The organism is Sphaerisporangium rubeum (assembly GCF_014207705.1).
Lineage (GTDB): Bacteria > Actinomycetota > Actinomycetes > Streptosporangiales > Streptosporangiaceae > Sphaerisporangium > Sphaerisporangium rubeum.
In genome coordinates, this window is sequence record NZ_JACHIU010000001.1 from 94649 (window position 1) to 110005 (window position 15357).

At 69.5% G+C, this 15357-nt stretch carries 17 protein-coding genes, 1 tRNA gene and 1 other RNA gene; 11 read left to right on the forward strand and 8 right to left on the reverse strand.

Annotated elements, in window-relative coordinates; translation table 11 throughout:
• Positions 1 to 48 precede the first annotated feature (48 nt).
• The 3 genes from BJ992_RS00475 to ypfJ all read right to left on the reverse strand — a co-directional run bounded on the left by BJ992_RS00475 (position 49) and on the right by ypfJ (position 1711).
• Positions 49 to 318, reverse strand: coding sequence for a hypothetical protein (locus BJ992_RS00475; protein ID WP_184977973.1), 270 nt, complete (start codon positions 316 to 318; stop codon positions 49 to 51).
• A gap of 123 nt (positions 319 to 441) precedes the next feature.
• Positions 442 to 873, reverse strand: coding sequence for a type II toxin-antitoxin system VapB family antitoxin (locus BJ992_RS00480; RefSeq protein WP_425503633.1), 432 nt, complete (start codon positions 871 to 873; stop codon positions 442 to 444).
• Complete coding sequence (ypfJ, locus tag BJ992_RS00485) at positions 833 to 1711, reverse strand: KPN_02809 family neutral zinc metallopeptidase (RefSeq protein WP_184977975.1); 879 nt, start codon at positions 1709 to 1711, stop codon at positions 833 to 835. Before ypfJ ends, BJ992_RS00480 begins: the two co-directional genes overlap by 41 nt.
• A gap of 234 nt (positions 1712 to 1945) precedes the next feature.
• Here ypfJ and BJ992_RS00490 point away from each other — a divergent pair, with 234 nt between their 5' ends.
• A complete protein-coding gene (locus tag BJ992_RS00490; RefSeq protein WP_184977976.1) occupies positions 1946 to 2158 on the forward strand; it encodes a hypothetical protein in 213 nt (70 codons plus the stop codon).
• Positions 2159 to 2191: 33 nt separating this feature from the next.
• Here the strand turns inward: BJ992_RS00490 and BJ992_RS00495 are convergent, their stop codons facing one another.
• Complete coding sequence (locus tag BJ992_RS00495) at positions 2192 to 3043, reverse strand: permease-like cell division protein FtsX (RefSeq protein ID WP_184977977.1); 852 nt, start codon at positions 3041 to 3043, stop codon at positions 2192 to 2194.
• Positions 3044 to 3231: 188 nt separating this feature from the next.
• Positions 3232 to 3317: transfer RNA gene (locus tag BJ992_RS00500), tRNA-Ser, on the reverse strand.
• Positions 3318 to 3444: 127 nt separating this feature from the next.
• On the opposite strand from BJ992_RS00500, the gene ffs reads away from it, so the two are divergent.
• From ffs to BJ992_RS00535, 7 genes are all read left to right on the forward strand, one after another.
• An RNA gene (ffs, locus tag BJ992_RS00505) (signal recognition particle sRNA small type) lies at positions 3445 to 3540 on the forward strand.
• A 111-nt stretch (positions 3541 to 3651) separates the two neighbouring features.
• Positions 3652 to 5718: a DNA polymerase III subunit gamma and tau gene (locus BJ992_RS00510; RefSeq protein ID WP_184977978.1), complete on the forward strand. Its 2067-nt coding sequence runs from the start codon at positions 3652 to 3654 to the stop codon at positions 5716 to 5718.
• 102 nt (positions 5719 to 5820) lie between these two features.
• Positions 5821 to 6168, forward strand: coding sequence for a YbaB/EbfC family nucleoid-associated protein (locus tag BJ992_RS00515; protein ID WP_184977979.1), 348 nt, complete (start codon positions 5821 to 5823; stop codon positions 6166 to 6168).
• 5 nt (positions 6169 to 6173) lie between these two features.
• Complete coding sequence (recR, locus tag BJ992_RS00520; RefSeq protein ID WP_184977980.1) at positions 6174 to 6773, forward strand: recombination mediator RecR; 600 nt, start codon at positions 6174 to 6176, stop codon at positions 6771 to 6773.
• Positions 6766 to 7296, forward strand: coding sequence for a DUF5063 domain-containing protein (locus BJ992_RS00525; protein ID WP_184977981.1), 531 nt, complete (start codon positions 6766 to 6768; stop codon positions 7294 to 7296). Before recR ends, BJ992_RS00525 begins: the two co-directional genes overlap by 8 nt.
• A gap of 90 nt (positions 7297 to 7386) precedes the next feature.
• On the forward strand, positions 7387 to 8664 hold the full coding sequence (locus BJ992_RS00530; protein WP_184977982.1) for an aspartate kinase: 1278 nt from the start codon (positions 7387 to 7389) through the stop codon (positions 8662 to 8664).
• Entirely contained in the window at positions 8661 to 9725 is a 1065-nt protein-coding gene (locus BJ992_RS00535; protein WP_184977983.1) for an aspartate-semialdehyde dehydrogenase, read from the forward strand. Before BJ992_RS00530 ends, BJ992_RS00535 begins: the two co-directional genes overlap by 4 nt.
• 17 nt (positions 9726 to 9742) lie before the next feature.
• On the opposite strand, the gene BJ992_RS00540 is transcribed toward BJ992_RS00535, so the two are convergent.
• Complete coding sequence (locus BJ992_RS00540; protein ID WP_184977984.1) at positions 9743 to 10600, reverse strand: hypothetical protein; 858 nt, start codon at positions 10598 to 10600, stop codon at positions 9743 to 9745.
• Between the two features lie 154 nt (positions 10601 to 10754).
• On the opposite strand from BJ992_RS00540, the gene BJ992_RS00545 reads away from it, so the two are divergent.
• The 3 genes from BJ992_RS00545 to BJ992_RS00555 all read left to right on the forward strand — a co-directional run bounded on the left by BJ992_RS00545 (position 10755) and on the right by BJ992_RS00555 (position 13029).
• On the forward strand, positions 10755 to 11432 hold the full coding sequence (locus tag BJ992_RS00545) for a TetR family transcriptional regulator (RefSeq protein ID WP_184977985.1): 678 nt from the start codon (positions 10755 to 10757) through the stop codon (positions 11430 to 11432).
• Positions 11433 to 11572: 140 nt separating this feature from the next.
• Positions 11573 to 12532 (forward strand): LLM class F420-dependent oxidoreductase, encoded by a 960-nt coding sequence (locus tag BJ992_RS00550; protein ID WP_184977986.1) that lies wholly within the window; start codon positions 11573 to 11575, stop codon positions 12530 to 12532.
• A gap of 116 nt (positions 12533 to 12648) precedes the next feature.
• Positions 12649 to 13029 (forward strand): YkvA family protein, encoded by a 381-nt coding sequence (locus BJ992_RS00555; RefSeq protein WP_184977987.1) that lies wholly within the window; start codon positions 12649 to 12651, stop codon positions 13027 to 13029.
• 135 nt (positions 13030 to 13164) lie between these two features.
• Here the strand turns inward: BJ992_RS00555 and BJ992_RS00560 are convergent, their stop codons facing one another.
• Both BJ992_RS00560 and BJ992_RS00565 read right to left on the reverse strand, forming a co-directional pair.
• Entirely contained in the window at positions 13165 to 14361 is a 1197-nt protein-coding gene (locus tag BJ992_RS00560; RefSeq protein WP_184977988.1) for an amidohydrolase family protein, read from the reverse strand.
• Positions 14362 to 14536: 175 nt separating this feature from the next.
• Positions 14537 to 15355 (reverse strand): SURF1 family cytochrome oxidase biogenesis protein, encoded by an 819-nt coding sequence (locus BJ992_RS00565; protein WP_184977989.1) that lies wholly within the window; start codon positions 15353 to 15355, stop codon positions 14537 to 14539.
• Positions 15356 to 15357 lie beyond the last annotated feature (2 nt).

The following is a 15357-nucleotide window of genomic DNA, read 5'->3' on the forward strand; positions in this document are numbered from 1 at the left end:
CCCCGGAGGGACCCACCTGACGGGGCGACTCCGGCGGCCCGAGGACGGTCAGCCGCGGGTGGGGTCGTCGCCGTCCCCCTCGGGGGGTGTCGGCGTGACGTCGTCATCGCAGGGAGGAAGGAAAGGCAGGCCCTCACCGGCGGCCGGGCCGCGCGGGACCTGCCGCGGGATGGTGTACACGGTGTCCTCCGGCCGCAGCACCAGCGCCATGAGCTGGTCGACAAGCCAGTCCGCGGACTGCTCGTGAAGCCGGCTCCGCACCCTGTCGCGCAGCTCTCCGGCGAGCTCTTCACGGACCTGCGCCACGATCTGCGTCACATCTCGCATTGGTATCCGCCCGAGGTCTCGGTTCAGTGTCGCCCCTGCGACGGTGGCAGCTTAGGAAGCGGGAGACAGGCGGGGAGGCGGGACGGGGACTCTTTTACCTTCGGTGTACGCGACTCATTCGCTGCCGGGTCCCTGCTCGGCGGACGCGTCGACGTCCAGGACCCGCGCGTGCAGCACCGAACGCTGGTGCAGCGCCGCCCGCAGCGCGCGGTGCAGGCCGTCCTCGAGGTACATCTCGCCGCGCCACTGCACGACGTGGGGGAACAGGTCGCCGTAGAACGTGGAGTCCTTGGCGAGGAGAGAGTGCAGGTCGAGCACGGCCTTGGTGGTGATCAGCGTGTCCAGCCGCACCTGGCGCGGCGGTATCTGTGCCCATTCGCGATGCGAAAGGCCGTGCTCTGGGTAAGGGCGTCCTTCGCCGACTGACTTAAAGATCACGCTAGTCAGTTTAAGAGAGGTTCGAGTATCAGCCGTGCCGATGGGTCGCCGATGACCTCGCGCTGGGTCAGATATCACCGGCGAACGTGTCGCACCGGTCCGGCGCACCCGACTCGTAGCCCCTGGTGAACCACTTCATCCGCTGCTCCGACGTGCCATGCGTGAACGCCTCGGGATCGACGCGGCCCTGACTGCGCTCCTGGATCCGGTCGTCGCCGACGGCCGCGGCCGCGTCGAGCGCCTCCTGGATCTCGGTCTTGGTGAAGTCCTTCTCGTAGAAACCCGTGTTCACCGCGTTCTTCGACCACACTCCGGCGTAACAGTCCGCCTGCAGCTCCAGCCGTACCGACCCGCTTTCCGGTCCCTGCTGGTCGCCCTGCGCGCGTTCCATGGCGCCGAGCAGGTTCTGCACGTGGTGTCCGTACTCGTGCGCGATGACGTACGCCTGCGCGAACGGCCCGCCCTTGGCCCCGAACCGGCTCTGCAGTTCGTCGAAGAAGGTCAGGTCCAGGTACACCTTCTGGTCGTTCGGGCAGTAGAACGGCCCCACCTGCGAGCTGGCCTGCCCGCATCCCGTGTCGACCGCCTGGGAGAACAACACGGTCTTCGCCGGCGTGTAGCTCCCCGACGCCTCCTTGTCGAGCGCGCCGCTCCAGTACTCCTGGATGCTGTTCACGATGCCGACCACCCGGCACTCCTCGGACTGGTCGGCGTCCGCCCCTGTCTTGCACTTGTCCGCCAGATCGGACGAAGGCTGCACCGCCCCCGGGTCGCTCCCGCCGCCTCCCATGATGTCTCCGGGGTTCACCCCGAACAGCAGCGCCGCGATCAGCGCGATGATCCCCGCGGCACCGCCACCGATGGCGATGCCGCCTCTGCCGATGCCGCCACCCCCGCGGTTCTCGACCTGTGAGGCATCGAGATCGACATTGTCCCTGAAGTCCATCGCCCTGAACCCCTTATGTCCAACCCGCTGGCCGGGTGATCCCCCTCCTGAGTTCCCCCCAACCAATCGATCATGCAAACCTCAGCGTTTCCCCAGCTCATCCCCCTAACTCCGCCAACCACTCCCCCGCAAACCCCAAGAAACCCCACTCCTCCCGCGAGTGATCATGAACTCGACCCCCGGCAGCGGCTAGCTTCCCCGCTGATCACCGACACCGTCGACGGGGAGACCGAAATGCCACCAGACCTCCCACCCCCTTCGTACTTCCACCGCAGCACCCCCGTGATGTCCACCGCCACCTGGCTGAAAGACCTCACCAAAGCCCGAGCCCCCCTCCTGGCCGCCCTCACCCTGACCGCCGCCACCACCGCCGGCCTCACCCTCGCCCTCATCCCCACCTGCCCGGTGCAGCGTCCCGCGCCTCATGCGACGTCCACGGGCCCATGAGATCACGAGATCGGCGTGGCCCTGCCTGCCTCGTCAGTACGCGAAGGGGGCGACGGACATGACCGACTCGACCCCGGGAACTCCGTTGAGCGCCTGCTGGAGACGCCGGACCGCGTCCGGTCCGCTCATCTTCACTCGGTAGGTCTCTTTCATGGCGGCAAGGATCAACGGCGGGTCGGATCTGCTTGTCTCTGGGTGGTAGTGCTGCTGGAGGGTCAACGCGTGTTGTCTGTCCTCGTAATAGACCTGCCGCACTCCGTCGATCTCCCGGATCCGATCGAGTACCGCCTGCTTCTGCTCCTCGGTCATGTCGTGGATCAGGAACGGCGAACAAGCCTCGTCGGCGCTGGTGCCGCAGAGAGTCACCGTGACATCGGCCTTGCCGAACCAGAAGTCCGTGGACAGGCGTTGCGCTACGGCCATCCCCTTCAGCTTCGCCGCCACTGCCGGAAAGTCCGACGAGCGGCGCAATCTGCCGTCGAACGCATCGAAGAACACAGGACCGATCCCGTGTCCAGTGGCAGGGTCCATGATCGTGCCGGGGTGCTGCGACCCCTGAGATCGGTTCCTTGAGAACTTGATGGAAACGACCTCCGGCATCGACCGCAGAGCCGTTTCCACTCGCCTCACGTCACCGGGTCGCGGTGTCCCCGGGCCGGGACAGATCTCCTCCTGGCACAACCACACGATGAAACGGGTCTGCTCCGGCAGTGCGACGGCCGGCGGTGGCAGTGGCTTCCTGGACTGCTGGTACAGATGCCATCCGCCGCCGGCGATCAGCGCGAGCAGGACGATGGTGGCCGTGCCGATCGCCAGGACCTTCCGATGTGCGGCCACCCACCGGCGTAACCAAGGCTCCTGGTCGGGGTCGTCGCCGAACGACAACTCCTCGGCTCCGGGGCACATTCTCAGGCGTGTCCACCCGCACAACTCTGGCGACATCGTCCGGACCTGGTCAATCGCGGGAAAGATGCTTCGCCGGCGTCGCGGACAGGTGACATGGGCCCGGACAGCACGAAGGCCCCGGCTGGATCGGTCCGGGGCCTTGCGTGTTCTTGCTGCTCAACCAAGCGCGGAGGATAGGAGATTCGAACTCCTGAGGGGTTGCCCCCAACACGCTTTCCAAGCGTGCGCCCTAGGCCAACTAGGCGAATCCTCCGCCGAGAAGCTTACCGGACTTCGGGGGCGGTGGAGACCAGGGATTCGCGGGGAATCGGCGGGGATGAGTGGGGAGGAGATTCGTCGCGGGACGGCAGCGAGTGGTGGCCGGCGGGGCTAGACTGTCTCAGGACCCCTCGCATGGCGTCATCCTGTGAACCTCCCCAGGGCCGGAAGGCAGCAAGGATAAGCGGGCTCTGGCGGGTGTGCGAGGGGTCTTTTCGCCGGAGAACCGGGGCGGTGTCGCGTGTGATGGGGCGTCGCGGGGGTCAGCGAGCGCGGGACGGTGCGGCTCTTCGGCGGTTGACACTCCGGCCCCTAGGCGAGGAGACGGCATGAGTCTCGCCCTCTACCGTAAATACCGCCCTGGGACGTTCGCGGAGGTCAAGGGGCAGGAGCACGTCACCGATCCGTTGCGGCAGGCGCTCAGCACGGGGCGGATCAATCATGCCTACCTTTTCAGCGGGCCGCGTGGGTGCGGCAAGACGTCCAGTGCGCGCATCTTGGCGCGGTCGCTGAACTGCGAGAAGGGGCCCACGCCTGATCCGTGCGGCGAGTGTGAGTCGTGTGTGGCGCTGGCTCCTACGGGGGCGGGGCACCTCGATGTGATCGAGATCGACGCGGCGTCGCACGGGGGTGTGGACGACGCGCGTGATCTGCGGGAGCGCGCGTTCTTCGCGCCGGTGTCCGCGCGGTTCAAGATCTACATCATCGACGAGGCGCACATGGTGACCCGTGAAGGGTTCAACGCGCTGCTCAAGCTCGTCGAGGAGCCGCCGCCGCACCTGAAGTTCGTGTTCGCGACGACCGAGCCGGAGAAGGTCATCGGGACCATCAAGTCCCGCACGCACCACTATCCGTTCCGGTTGATGCCGCCGGGGACGTTGCGGGGGCTGCTGGAGGAGATCCTGCGGTCGGAGTCGGTGCCGTACGAGGCGGCGGCGCTGCCGCTGGTCGTGCGGGCCGGAGCGGGGTCGGCGCGTGATTCGCTGTCGATTCTCGACCAGCTGCTCGCGGGGGCGGACGACGCGGGGATCACGTACGCGCGGGCCGTTTCGCTGCTGGGGTACACCGATGGCGATCTGCTCGACGAGATGATCGCGGCGTTCGCGGCGCGTGACGGTGGCCGGGTTTTCGGCGCCGTGCACCGGGTGATCGAGGGAGGGCACGATCCACGACGGTTCGCCATGGATCTGCTGGAACGGTTCCGCGATCTCGTGGTGCTCGCGAACGTTCCCGACGCGGCGGGTAGTGGATTGCTGGACCGGCCGGGGGACGAGCTGGAGCGGCTCGCCGCGCAGGCCGCGTCCATGGGGCCGGCGGAGCTGACGCGGGCCGCCGAGGTGTTCAACTCGGGGCTGACCGAGATGCGGGGGGCCACCTCCCCTCGGTTGCTGCTGGAGCTGATGTGCGCGCGGGTGCTGCTTCCCGGTGCGGCGCAGGGGGAGTCGGCGCTGCTGGCCCGGTTGGAGCGGCTGGAGCGCGGAGGGGTGGCGGCGGCCACGCCGCGCGCGGCCTCTCCTGTGGCGGGTGACGCCGGGTTGGCGCAGCCGCAGGCCGCCACGGTGGTGCGGCCGCAGGAGGTGACGGTGCCGCCGCCTCCGGCGCGGACCGGCGGGGCCGAGCCCGCTGCGTCGGTGGCCGAGCCCAGGGCCGAGACCGACGCCTCACGTGCCGGTGACTGGCCCGCGGCCACGCGCGCCGGTGCGCAGGCGCGGCCTGATGACGTCCCCGCCGCTGCGCCTGCGCGGGCCGGGACCGGCGGCGGCGCGGTCCAGCAGGCCTGGCCGCAGGTCCTCGAAGCGCTCAGGCAGCGATCCCCCGCCGTCTGGTCGAACGTCAACACGCACGCTCGGGTCGCCGGGGTCGAGGGTGATCTCGTCACGCTCGCGTACACCCAGGTCGGCGCGCAGCGGTACTTCGTCAACGGCGGCAAGGACAGTGTGGTCGCGACGGTGCTCGGCGAGGTGCTCGGCGGGACCTGGCGGGTCGAGGCGGTGCTCGGCAACGGAGGTGGCGCGGCGCCTGCTCCGGCCGCGCCGGCGCAGGCGGTGCGGCAGCCCCGTCCGGCGCCGGCTCCGCAGCCGCAACGAGCCGCGCCTGCGCCTGTCAGGACCCAGGCGCCTCCTCCGGTGGACGAGTCCTGGCCCGACGCGCCGTCGGACGACGAAGGGCCCGGCCCCGCTGCGGGTTCCGGTTTCACCGCCGCTCAGGCGGTGCAGAGCCGTCCGCGCAAGACCGGTGCGGCGGGATGGCCGGACGCGGTCCCCGGACGGTCCACGGCCACCGGCGCGGAGACCGACGATGCCGACCCCGACGCCGACACCGACACCGGCCATCTCAGCGGCATGGCTCTGGTGCAGCGCGAACTCGGCGGCACGATCATCGACGAGGTCGACTGACCGTCCCCCGCTTCGTCCACATGGTGGGGTGTGGCGGTGCGGTGGGGGTGCGTGACGCCGTAGGCTCGGGGGACACGCGGAAGTCATGAGGAGCGCACGATCGTGAATCCAGGTGATGTGAATCTCCAGCAGTTGCTGGAGCAGGCGCAGCTCATGCAGCAGCAGCTCGCTACGGCTCAGCAGGAGCTGAACGACGCCGAGGTCGAGGGGTCGGCGGGTGGCGGGCTGGTGGTCGCCACGGTCAACGGCGGGGGTGAGCTGCTGGAGCTGAAGATCAGCCCGGCGGCGGTCGATCAGGGGGACCCGCAGGAGACGGCGGACACGATCGCCGACCTGGTGATCGCCGCGGTACGGGACGCGGTACGGGCCGCCGGCGAGTTGCAGCAGCAGAAGCTCGGGCCACTGGCGCAGGGGCTCGGCGGGGGCGGCCTCCAACTGCCGGGGTTCTAGCGGCCATGTACGAAGGCGTCGTCCAGAACCTCATCGACGAGCTCGGCCTGCTCCCCGGCGTCGGCCCCAAGAGCGCGCAGCGCATCGCGTTCCACCTGCTGGCCGCCGATCCCGCGGACGTGAAGCGGCTCGCGCACGCGCTGCTGGAGGTCAAGGAGAAGGTCCGCTTCTGCCGGGTCTGCGGCAACGTCGCGGCCGAGGAGGAGTGCCGCATCTGCCGGGACGTCCGCCGCGATCCCCACGTCATCTGCGTGGTGGAGGAGTCCAAGGACGTCGTCGCCATCGAGAAGACCCGCGAGTTCCGTGGCCGTTACCACGTGCTCGGCGGCGCGATCAGTCCGATCGAAGGCGTCGGTCCGGACGATCTGCGCATACGCGAGCTGATGACACGGCTGGCGGACGGCCAGGTCACCGAGCTGATCATCGCCACGGACCCCAACCTCGAGGGCGAGGCGACGGCGACCTATCTCGCCAGGCTGGTCAAACCGATGGGTTTGAAAGTGACACGATTGGCCAGCGGACTGCCCGTGGGCGGCGACCTCGAATACGCAGACGAGGTCACACTGGGCCGCGCTTTCGAAGGACGGAGACTGCTGGATGTCTGACGAGTGGAAGTCGCTCGCCGATCGCGTCGCGGCACACGCACAGAATTACCTCGACGGCCTGACGCGGCTCGCGGGTGGTGAGGGCGGCGACGCCATACTCCCCATGTTGCTTGTCGAGGTCTCTCAGGTCAGCCTGGCCGGTTCACAGCTCGGCGCGGCCGAGGACGTGATCCTGCAGGGCAATTTCGAGCCGGCCACCGGCCCTGATCCCGACCTCGACGGTGTGCGTACGGCGCTCGCCACGCGTCTCGGCGAGGTCGACGACTACGCCGAGGTGTTCGACCCCTACAAGGACACGGTCGTCACGCCGTACCGCCTGTCGGACGATCTCGCGGCCGTCGCCGCGGACCTCGTGCACGGCCTTGGCCACTACCGCGCCGGCCGGCCGCTTGAGGCCCTGTGGTGGTGGCAGTTCTCGTACTTCAACACGTGGGGCAACCACGCCGGCGCGGCCATGCGGGCCCTGCAGGCGCTGGTGGCCCATGCGCGTCTTGACGTGGTGGAAGAGTCCACAATCGCCTGAACCGTCCACATGGTGGTTATTCGATTCGGCCCTTCCAGGCGCGTCGATAGACTGTGAGCTCCGCTGTCTGAACCCTTGGGGAGACATCCCGTGGCGCTCGTTGTCCAGAAGTACGGTGGTTCGTCCGTCGCCGACGCCGCCCGCATCAAGCGGGTCGCCCAGCGGATCGTCGCGACGAAAAAAGCCGGCAACGACGTCGTGGTGATCGTCTCCGCCATGGGGGACACGACTGACGAGCTGCTCGATCTGGCCCAGCAGGTGTCGCCGCTGCCACCGGGCCGTGAGCTCGACATGCTGCTGACGGCGGGTGAGCGCATCTCCATGGCGCTGCTCGCCATGGCCATCGCCAACCTCGGCCACCAGGCGCGGTCGTTCACCGGCTCCCAGGCCGGTGTGATCACCGACTCGACACACGGCAAGGCGCGCATCATCGACGTGACCCCCGGCCGCATCCAGGAGGCGCTGAACAGCGGCCAGATCGCGATCGTCGCGGGCTTCCAAGGCGTCTCGCAGGACACCAAGGACATCACCACGCTCGGCCGCGGCGGGTCGGACACCACGGCCGTCGCGCTCGCGGCGGCGCTCGGCGCCGACGTCTGCGAGATCTACACCGACGTCGACGGCATCTTCACCGCCGACCCCCGCATCGTCGGGGCCGCGCGCCAGATCCCGCGCATCTCCTATGAGGAGGCCATGGAGATGGCCGCCTGCGGCGCCAAGATCCTCCACCTGCGGTGCGTGGAGTACGCACGCCGTTTCGACCTGCCGATCCATGTTCGCAGCTCGTTCAGCAACAAGGAAGGCACGTGGGTCGTCTCCGTCCACAACACTGATGAGGGAAACGAGATGGAACAGCCGATCATCTCCGGTGTCGCGCACGACCGGAGCGAGGCGAAGATCACAGTGGTCGGCGTCCCCGACAAGGTGGGGGAAGCGGCTGCGATCTTCCGCACGCTGGCCGACGCCGAGATCAACATCGACATGATCGTGCAGAACATCTCGGCGGCGGCCACGGCCCGCACCGACATCTCGTTCACGCTGCCGTCCGCGGACGGCACGGTCGCGGTCACCGCGCTCAAGCGCATCCAGGAGCAGATCGGGTTCGAGAAGATCCTGTTCGACGACCAGATCGGCAAGGTGTCGCTCGTCGGCGCCGGCATGCGTTCCCACCCCGGGGTCACCGCGAAGTTCTTCGGCGCGCTCGCGGACGCCGGGGTCAACATCGAGATGATCTCCACATCGGAGATCCGCATCTCGGTCATCGTCGGTCAGAACGAAGTGGACGCCGCGGTCGCCGCCGCGCACGCCGCGTTCGATCTCGACGCCGACCAGGTCGAGGCCGTGGTGTACGGAGGTACCGGCCGATGAGCGAGCGCAAGCCCACCCTGGCCGTCGTCGGCGCGACCGGCGCCGTCGGCACGGTGATGCTGGACATCCTGTCGGGCCGGCCCGACGTATGGGGTGAGATCAGGCTGATCGCGTCGGCGCGCTCGGCAGGCAAGCTGCTGCGGGTGCGCGGTGAGGACGTCGCGGTGGTCGCGCTGACCCCCGAGGCGTTCGACGGCGTGGACGTCGCGATGTTCGACGTCCCCGACGAGGTGTCCGCCGAGTGGGCCCCGGTGGCGGCGTCCCGCGGCGCGGTCGTGGTGGACAACTCCGGCGCGTTCCGCATGGACCCCGACGTGCCGCTCGTGGTGCCGGAGTGCAACCCCGAGCAGGTGGCCGCCAGGCCCAAGGGCATCATCTCCAATCCCAACTGCACCACGCTGTCGATGATGGCGGCCCTCGGCGCGCTGCACAGGGTGTACGGCCTGACCGAGCTGGTCGTGGCGTCCTACCAGGCCGTCTCGGGGGCCGGCGTCGTCGGGCCCGAGCGGCTGTACGACGAGATCGAGGCGATCGCCGGTAACCGCACGCTCGGCACCGTGGCCGGTGACGTGCGCAAGACCGTGCCCGACGTGGTGGACTCGCCGTTCCCCGCGCCGCTGGCGCTCAACGTGGTGCCGGCCGCGGGGTCGTACAAGGGGGACGGCTGGTTCTCCGAGGAGCTCAAGGTCCGCAACGAGTCCCGCAAGATCCTCGGCATCCCCGACCTGAAGGTCTCCGCCACTTGCGTGCGGGTCCCCGTGGTCACCACCCACTCCCTGGCGGTGCACGCGACCTTCGCCGGCCCCGTGACGCTCGCGGACGCGCGCGCGGTGCTGGAGGCGGCGCCGACGGTGGTCGTGCTCGACGACCCGGAGAACGGCGTGTTCCCGACGCCGGCCGACGTGGTCGGCACCGACCCGACCTACGTGGGCCGCATCAGGCAGGCGCTCGACTTCCCGAACACGCTCGACATGTTCGTCTGCGGCGACAACCTGCGTAAGGGTGCCGCGCTGAACACCGCCGAGATCGCCGAGCTGGTCGCCAAGGAGTTCACCTCCTGACCGGGTGAGGCCGCGGGTCAGGTGAAGGCGATGTCCCAGTGGCTGGGTTCGTCGGCGTACACCGTGTGGCCGCTCGGCCGGCGTTCGTGGTAGAGACCGGCGCCGTCTTTTCTGATGGCGCCGGATCTCTTGCCACGGATGAAACGGTCGACGCACCTGTTGTGCTCGATGTCGACCTTGTAGCCGTTGCCGTGGCTTCGCGTGCCGTGCGCGTGGCCGGTCTCGGTGCCGCCGGTGAGGACGACACGGCAGCCGCTGCGGCGCTTGAGGTCCACGACTCCCCAGAGCGTGCCGAGCCGTACCGTGTCCAGCGACGTGCACGTGGAACGGCGCCGGTCGACGCAGTTCCCTGAGGAGCGCCACCCGAGGCCGGCGTGTTTCAGCCGGTTCGCCGCCTGCTGGTGCGGGAGACGTAGGTCCCGGAAGAGCAGGTGCTGCCGCCACAACACCGGACTCACGCGGCCGGTCACCACGCCTGCCTTCAGCGCCGCCAGGGCCTTGGCCGTCCGGATGAGCCGCAGTGCCTTGACGGCGGCCTCCACGGAGCCCGCGGCCCTGCCGGTGGCCTTCTTCGCGGGTGTGGTCGTGCGGGCCGGTTCGCGCTGCGCTCTCAGCCGGCCGGCCGGCCTCGCGAGCCGGTGGGCCGGGACGGCTTCGGCGTGGCGCCAGGTGCGCGCGGCGTGTCCGGCATCCAGGCCGGGTGACGAGTACAGCCCGGCGTGCGGGCCGGACGGAAGGTTCCTGGTCGCGGCGGCACTGCCGTCGGCCGACGCGGGTGCCGGGGCCGAGGCCAGAGCGGTCACCGTGATCTGCACGGCGAGCAGCGCGCTGGCACCAAGCCACGCGGGCCCCCGTGTACCGGGATGCGAACCCATATAGATCCTCTGTTGCACGGACGCCCCTCCGCCAAGAGGATCTATCCCACCCGCGGAAAGTGACGACTCCCCTGCTCTGTGGGATTTGGTCGGAATATGGTGGCCATGCTGTGCGTCTGTGACCTTGGCCGTCTCCGGGTCGTACAGTGGGCCCGTGGCCGATTCGACGCCGAGAGCGCGTGGGGGAGAGAAGACCCGGCAGGTCATCGTCGAGACGGCCCTACGCCTGTTCAAGGAACGGGGATATGAGGCGACGACGATGCGGGTCATCGCCGCGGAGGCGGGTGTCTCGGTGGGGAACGCCTACTACTACTTCTCCTCCAAGGAGCAGTTGATCCAGGCGTACTACGACCAGGCGCAGTCCGAGCACGAGGCCGCCTGTGCCGGGTTGCTCGCCACCGAGCGTGCCTTCGGGGTGCGGCTGCGCGGGGTGCTGCGGGCCTGGGTCGAGGTGTCCGAGCCGTACCACGAGTTCGCGGTGAAGTTCTTCAAGCACGCCTCCGAGCCGGACAATCCGCTCAGCCCGTTCAGCGGTGAGTCGACTCCGGCGCGGGAGGCGGCCATCGGGGTGTACCGCGCGGTGGTGGAGGGCTCACGGGGCCACAAGATCGACGAGGAGTTGCGGGCCGAGTTGCCGGAGTTGCTGTGGCTGTCGTGGCTCGGGGTCGTGTTGTTCTGGGTGCATGACGGGTCGGCGGGGTGTGAGCGCACGTACCGGCTGATCGACGTGATGGTGCCGTTGATCGACCGGCTGGTGGGGTTGTCCCATTTGCCGGGGCTTCGTGGGGTGACGAAGGATTTCCTCATGGCGGTGCGCGAACTGCGGGCCTGAGGAGCTGTGGGGAGGACAAGGTCCCGTGAGCACCGCCGCGCGGAACCTGTTCGTGCCGTCCACGAGGGTCATCCCGCTGCCGGCCGTCCTCACCCCGCATACCGTCCGGTTGGTATGGTCGTGCGGCAGGAGGTGGGCCGGTGAAGCGCTGGGGAATCACGATCCCGTTCTCCGACCGGATGATCGCCGAGTCGGGAGACCTTGTGGGCGAGCTCGCCGGGCTGGGGTACACCGACGCCTGGACCGCGGAGGTCAGCGGCACCGACGGGTTCCTGCCGCTGGCTCTCGCCGCCGGGTGGTCACCGGACCTGCGGCTCGGCACCGCGATCGTGCCGGTGTCGACCCGGGGTCCCGGCCTGCTCGCCATGTCCGCCGCCACCATGGCCGACGTCGCGCCGGGCCGGTTCGTGCTCGGCATCGGCGCGTCGTCCCCTGTCATCGTGGAGCGCTGGAACGCCGGCACGTTCACGGCGCCGTACGGCCGCACCCGCGACACACTGCGGTTCCTGCGCGCGGCGCTCACCGGGGAGAAGGTGACCGAGCGGTACGAGACGTTCGCCGTGTCCGGTTTCCGGCTCGACCGGGCCCCGAAGGTCGCGCCGCGGATCATGCTTGCCGCACTGCGGCCCCGCATGCTGCACCTGGCCGCCGAGGAGGCCGACGGGGCCATCACCAACTGGCTCTCCCCCGAGGACGTCCGCAAGGTGCGGGCCGAGATCGGACCCGGCACCGAACTGGCCGCACGCCTGTTCGTCTGCGTCAGCGAGGACGCCGACCGGGTCAGGGAGATCGGCAGGCGCATGCTGGCCGCGTACCTCACCGTGCCGGCGTACGCGGCGTTCCACGAGTGGCTCGGCCGTGGTGAGACGCTCAGGCCCATGCGCGAGGCCTGGCACGCCGGTGACCGGCGCGCGGCGCTCAAGGCCATCCCCGACGAGGTGGTGGACGAGCTGATCGTGCACGGCGACGCGGCGACCTGCCGGGCCCGCGTCGGCGAGTACGTCGCGGCCGGTCTGACCACCCCCATCCTGGCTCCCATCGCCGTAGGGGAGGTCTCCGTCCCCGAGGCGGTACGGGCTCTCGCCCCGGCCGCGTCCTGACCTGGAGTGGAACTCCGCCGCCACCGCCGCGCGTTAACGAGAAGCACGCGGGGGTAGAGGGCCGGCGGATCCGGTCGCCCCGCGCACGCGGGGACGGAGGACAAGAGGTGGCCACGATGGGCAAGGCTGGACGCGCCGCCGCGACATGGCGGACCTACCGTGAGGTTTCCCGGCCGGGTTCCCCCGGCGTCATGGCTCGGATCAAGGCGTTCCCAAGGATGATCGGCGGCACGCTGCGCGGCGAGTACGGCGGCCTGAGCAAGCGCAAGCTGGCCCTCATGGGCCTCGGGATCGTGTACATCGTCTCGCCGATCGACCTGATCCCGGAGTTCCTGCCCCTGATCGGCGTCACCGACGACTTCGGCGCCTTCCTGTGGCTGATGGGCTCCCTGCTCGGCGAAAGCGGCCGTTACCTCGACTGGGAAGGCCAGGTGGTACCCGGCCAGGTCCTCCCGGACGAAGGCCACCGCAAGCCGCCGGTCCCGCCTCGCCACTAGATCCCGGCTCCGGCTGACCGGCATTCCCGCTGCCCGCCGTACGGCGGCGCCGATTTCGCCGTGGTGCGTTCTCGCCGTCGCGGCGCCGAGAGTGGGGGGCAGCGACGGGACGGGTGTGCGGTCAGGGGACGGGGTTCAGAGCTCTTCTTGGAGGAGCCAGGCGCGGGAGGGCAGGGGGTGGCCGAAGAGGCGGGCGGCGTTGCCGTAGGCGACTCTGGCTATGTCGGCTGGGGGGAGGCTGCCGAGGTTGCGGGCCAGGGTTTGCTGGACGTCGGGCCAGGTGGACTCGGAGCGGGGGTAGCCGCTTTCCAGGACGACGTGTTCGAGGCCTACGGCCAGGCGGACGCCGGAGAGCGCGTGGTCGTCGAGGGTGCCGAAGTAGAAGTTGCGGCGCAGGACCTCGCTGGGTTTGAGGCCGCCTTCCCAGGTGGCCTCGCCGGCCACGGGGTGGTCGAGAGCGTAGTCGGCGCGCGCGGCGAGCATGGGGACCCAGCCGACGCCGCCTTCGACGATGAGGATGCGGAGCTTGGGGAAGCGCAGGGGGACGCCGGACCACAGCCAGTCGGCGCAGGCGAACATCGCACTGGCCGGGATCATGGTGGTGATCGCCTCGATGGGGGTGTCCGGGGACGGGACGGGGGACCAGGACGACGCGCCGGTGTGGAGGCAGACGACGGTGCCGGTCTCCTCGCAGGCCGCGAAGAACGGGTCCCAGTGGCCGGTGTGCAGCGACGGCAGGCGCAGGCGGGTGGGGAACTCGGGGAACACGACCGCCTTGAAGCCGCGCGCGGCGTTGGCCCTGATCTCCTTGGCGGCGACCTCGGGGTCGGGCAGCCACGGCAGCTGGAGCGCGATGATGCGCTCGGGATAGGTGCCGGCCCACACGTCGCAGTGCCAGTCGTTCCACGCGCGGATGAGGGCGAGGCCGAGGTTCTGGTCGCGGGTGCGCGCGAAGGCCATGCCGGACTGCACGGCGAGCATGCCGGGGAAGTTGACGGCGGCCCAGATGCCCGCGGTGTCCATGTCCTTGACGCGGGCCTCGATGTCGTAGCAGCCGGGACGCATCTCCTCGAACCGCACCGGGTCGAGGGTCCACTGCTCGCGGGGGAGACCGGCCCCGGCGTCCAGCCCGACGCAGGGGTAGGTGGTGCCGCCGTACCGCCAGACCTGGTGGCCGGCGTCGGTCTCCACGACCTTGGGGGCCGCGTCGGCGTACTTCTCCGGCAGGCGGTCCTCGAAGAGGTCGGGGGGCTCGATCAGGTGATCGTCGACGGAGATGATCACATAGTCGCGCCGCCTGGGCTCGGGGTCAGGGGGCAGCGATGTGTTCACGAGCAAACCGTATGCCGCACGAATAACACGAGACAAGCTGGGAGGTCTCCGGTTGGTATCCGTTCGCGCGCGGAGCGGTGACCTGGTGTCAGTGGGTGACTGCCCGAAATTATGACGAATTCCGGACAAGCACTGTCAATGCACTCATCATTGATGGCACGTTCCCATGGAGGGCTCAGGGCCCAGGGGTCACTGACGTGGTCGCCGAGGACTCCGCAGGGGACTCCTCGGGTGGGCCGGACCTGCCTTCCTGCAGGTCGCGGGCCTCGCGGCGGATCAGCATGAACCAGCCGCCGATCGCGATGCCGATGAACAGCCACCACTGCACGCCGTACGCGAGGTTGAGCCCGCCGCCGGACCCGGTGTCGGGTTCGGGTACCAAATCGGGGGCCGCGGTCGCGGCGGGCTTCTGCTCGGTCAGCTCCACGAATCCCCCGAAGAGCGGATACGGCAGACGCTTGGCGATGCCGGGGGTGTCGATCAGCAGGACCTGGCCGGGAGGCAGGCCGGGGAGGTCGGTGATTCCTGTGCTGTCTTCTGTTTCAGCGGGACGTAGCCGGCCGGTGATACTTACCTGACCGGCAGTCGGTGGCGGCACCTCCGGCGGGGTCTCGGCGGTCGGTCCCATCGGCACCCAGCCCCGGTTCACCAGAACCGCGGGTCCACCCGGCGTGACCAGCGGGGTCAGCACGTAGTAGCCCGGCATGCCCTTCTGCACGCGGCGCCTGACCAGCAGCTCGTGGCCGGGGTCGTAGGTGCCGGTGGCCGTGACGCCGCGGAACCGCAGGTCCTGCGGTACGGCCGCACCAGGCTGATCGAGCCGTTCCAGCGGCACCGGTGTGGCGGCGATGTTCCTGCTCGCCAGATCGCTCGACGCGGACCGATCCTCGAACCGGCCGAACTGCCAGCGTCCCAGCAGCACGAAGCACGGGATCAGCACGAGGACCAGCAGGTGAAACGCCAGCCAGCGGGGCTTGAGGAGGAACCGGTACACGC

Coding starts and splice junctions, on each gene's coding strand:
- ypfJ (WP_184977975.1), bottom strand. CDS start 1,711: ATGGACTTCAGGGACAATGTCGATCTCGATGCCTCACAGGTCGAGAAC.
- BJ992_RS00490 (WP_184977976.1), top strand. CDS start 1,946: ATGCCACCAGACCTCCCACCCCCTTCGTACTTCCACCGCAGCACCCCC.
- BJ992_RS00510 (WP_184977978.1), top strand. CDS start 3,652: ATGAGTCTCGCCCTCTACCGTAAATACCGCCCTGGGACGTTCGCGGAG.
- recR (WP_184977980.1), top strand. CDS start 6,174: ATGTACGAAGGCGTCGTCCAGAACCTCATCGACGAGCTCGGCCTGCTC.
- BJ992_RS00525 (WP_184977981.1), top strand. CDS start 6,766: ATGTCTGACGAGTGGAAGTCGCTCGCCGATCGCGTCGCGGCACACGCA.
- BJ992_RS00535 (WP_184977983.1), top strand. CDS start 8,661: ATGAGCGAGCGCAAGCCCACCCTGGCCGTCGTCGGCGCGACCGGCGCC.
- BJ992_RS00540 (WP_184977984.1), bottom strand. CDS start 10,600: ATGGGTTCGCATCCCGGTACACGGGGGCCCGCGTGGCTTGGTGCCAGC.
- BJ992_RS00555 (WP_184977987.1), top strand. CDS start 12,649: ATGGGCAAGGCTGGACGCGCCGCCGCGACATGGCGGACCTACCGTGAG.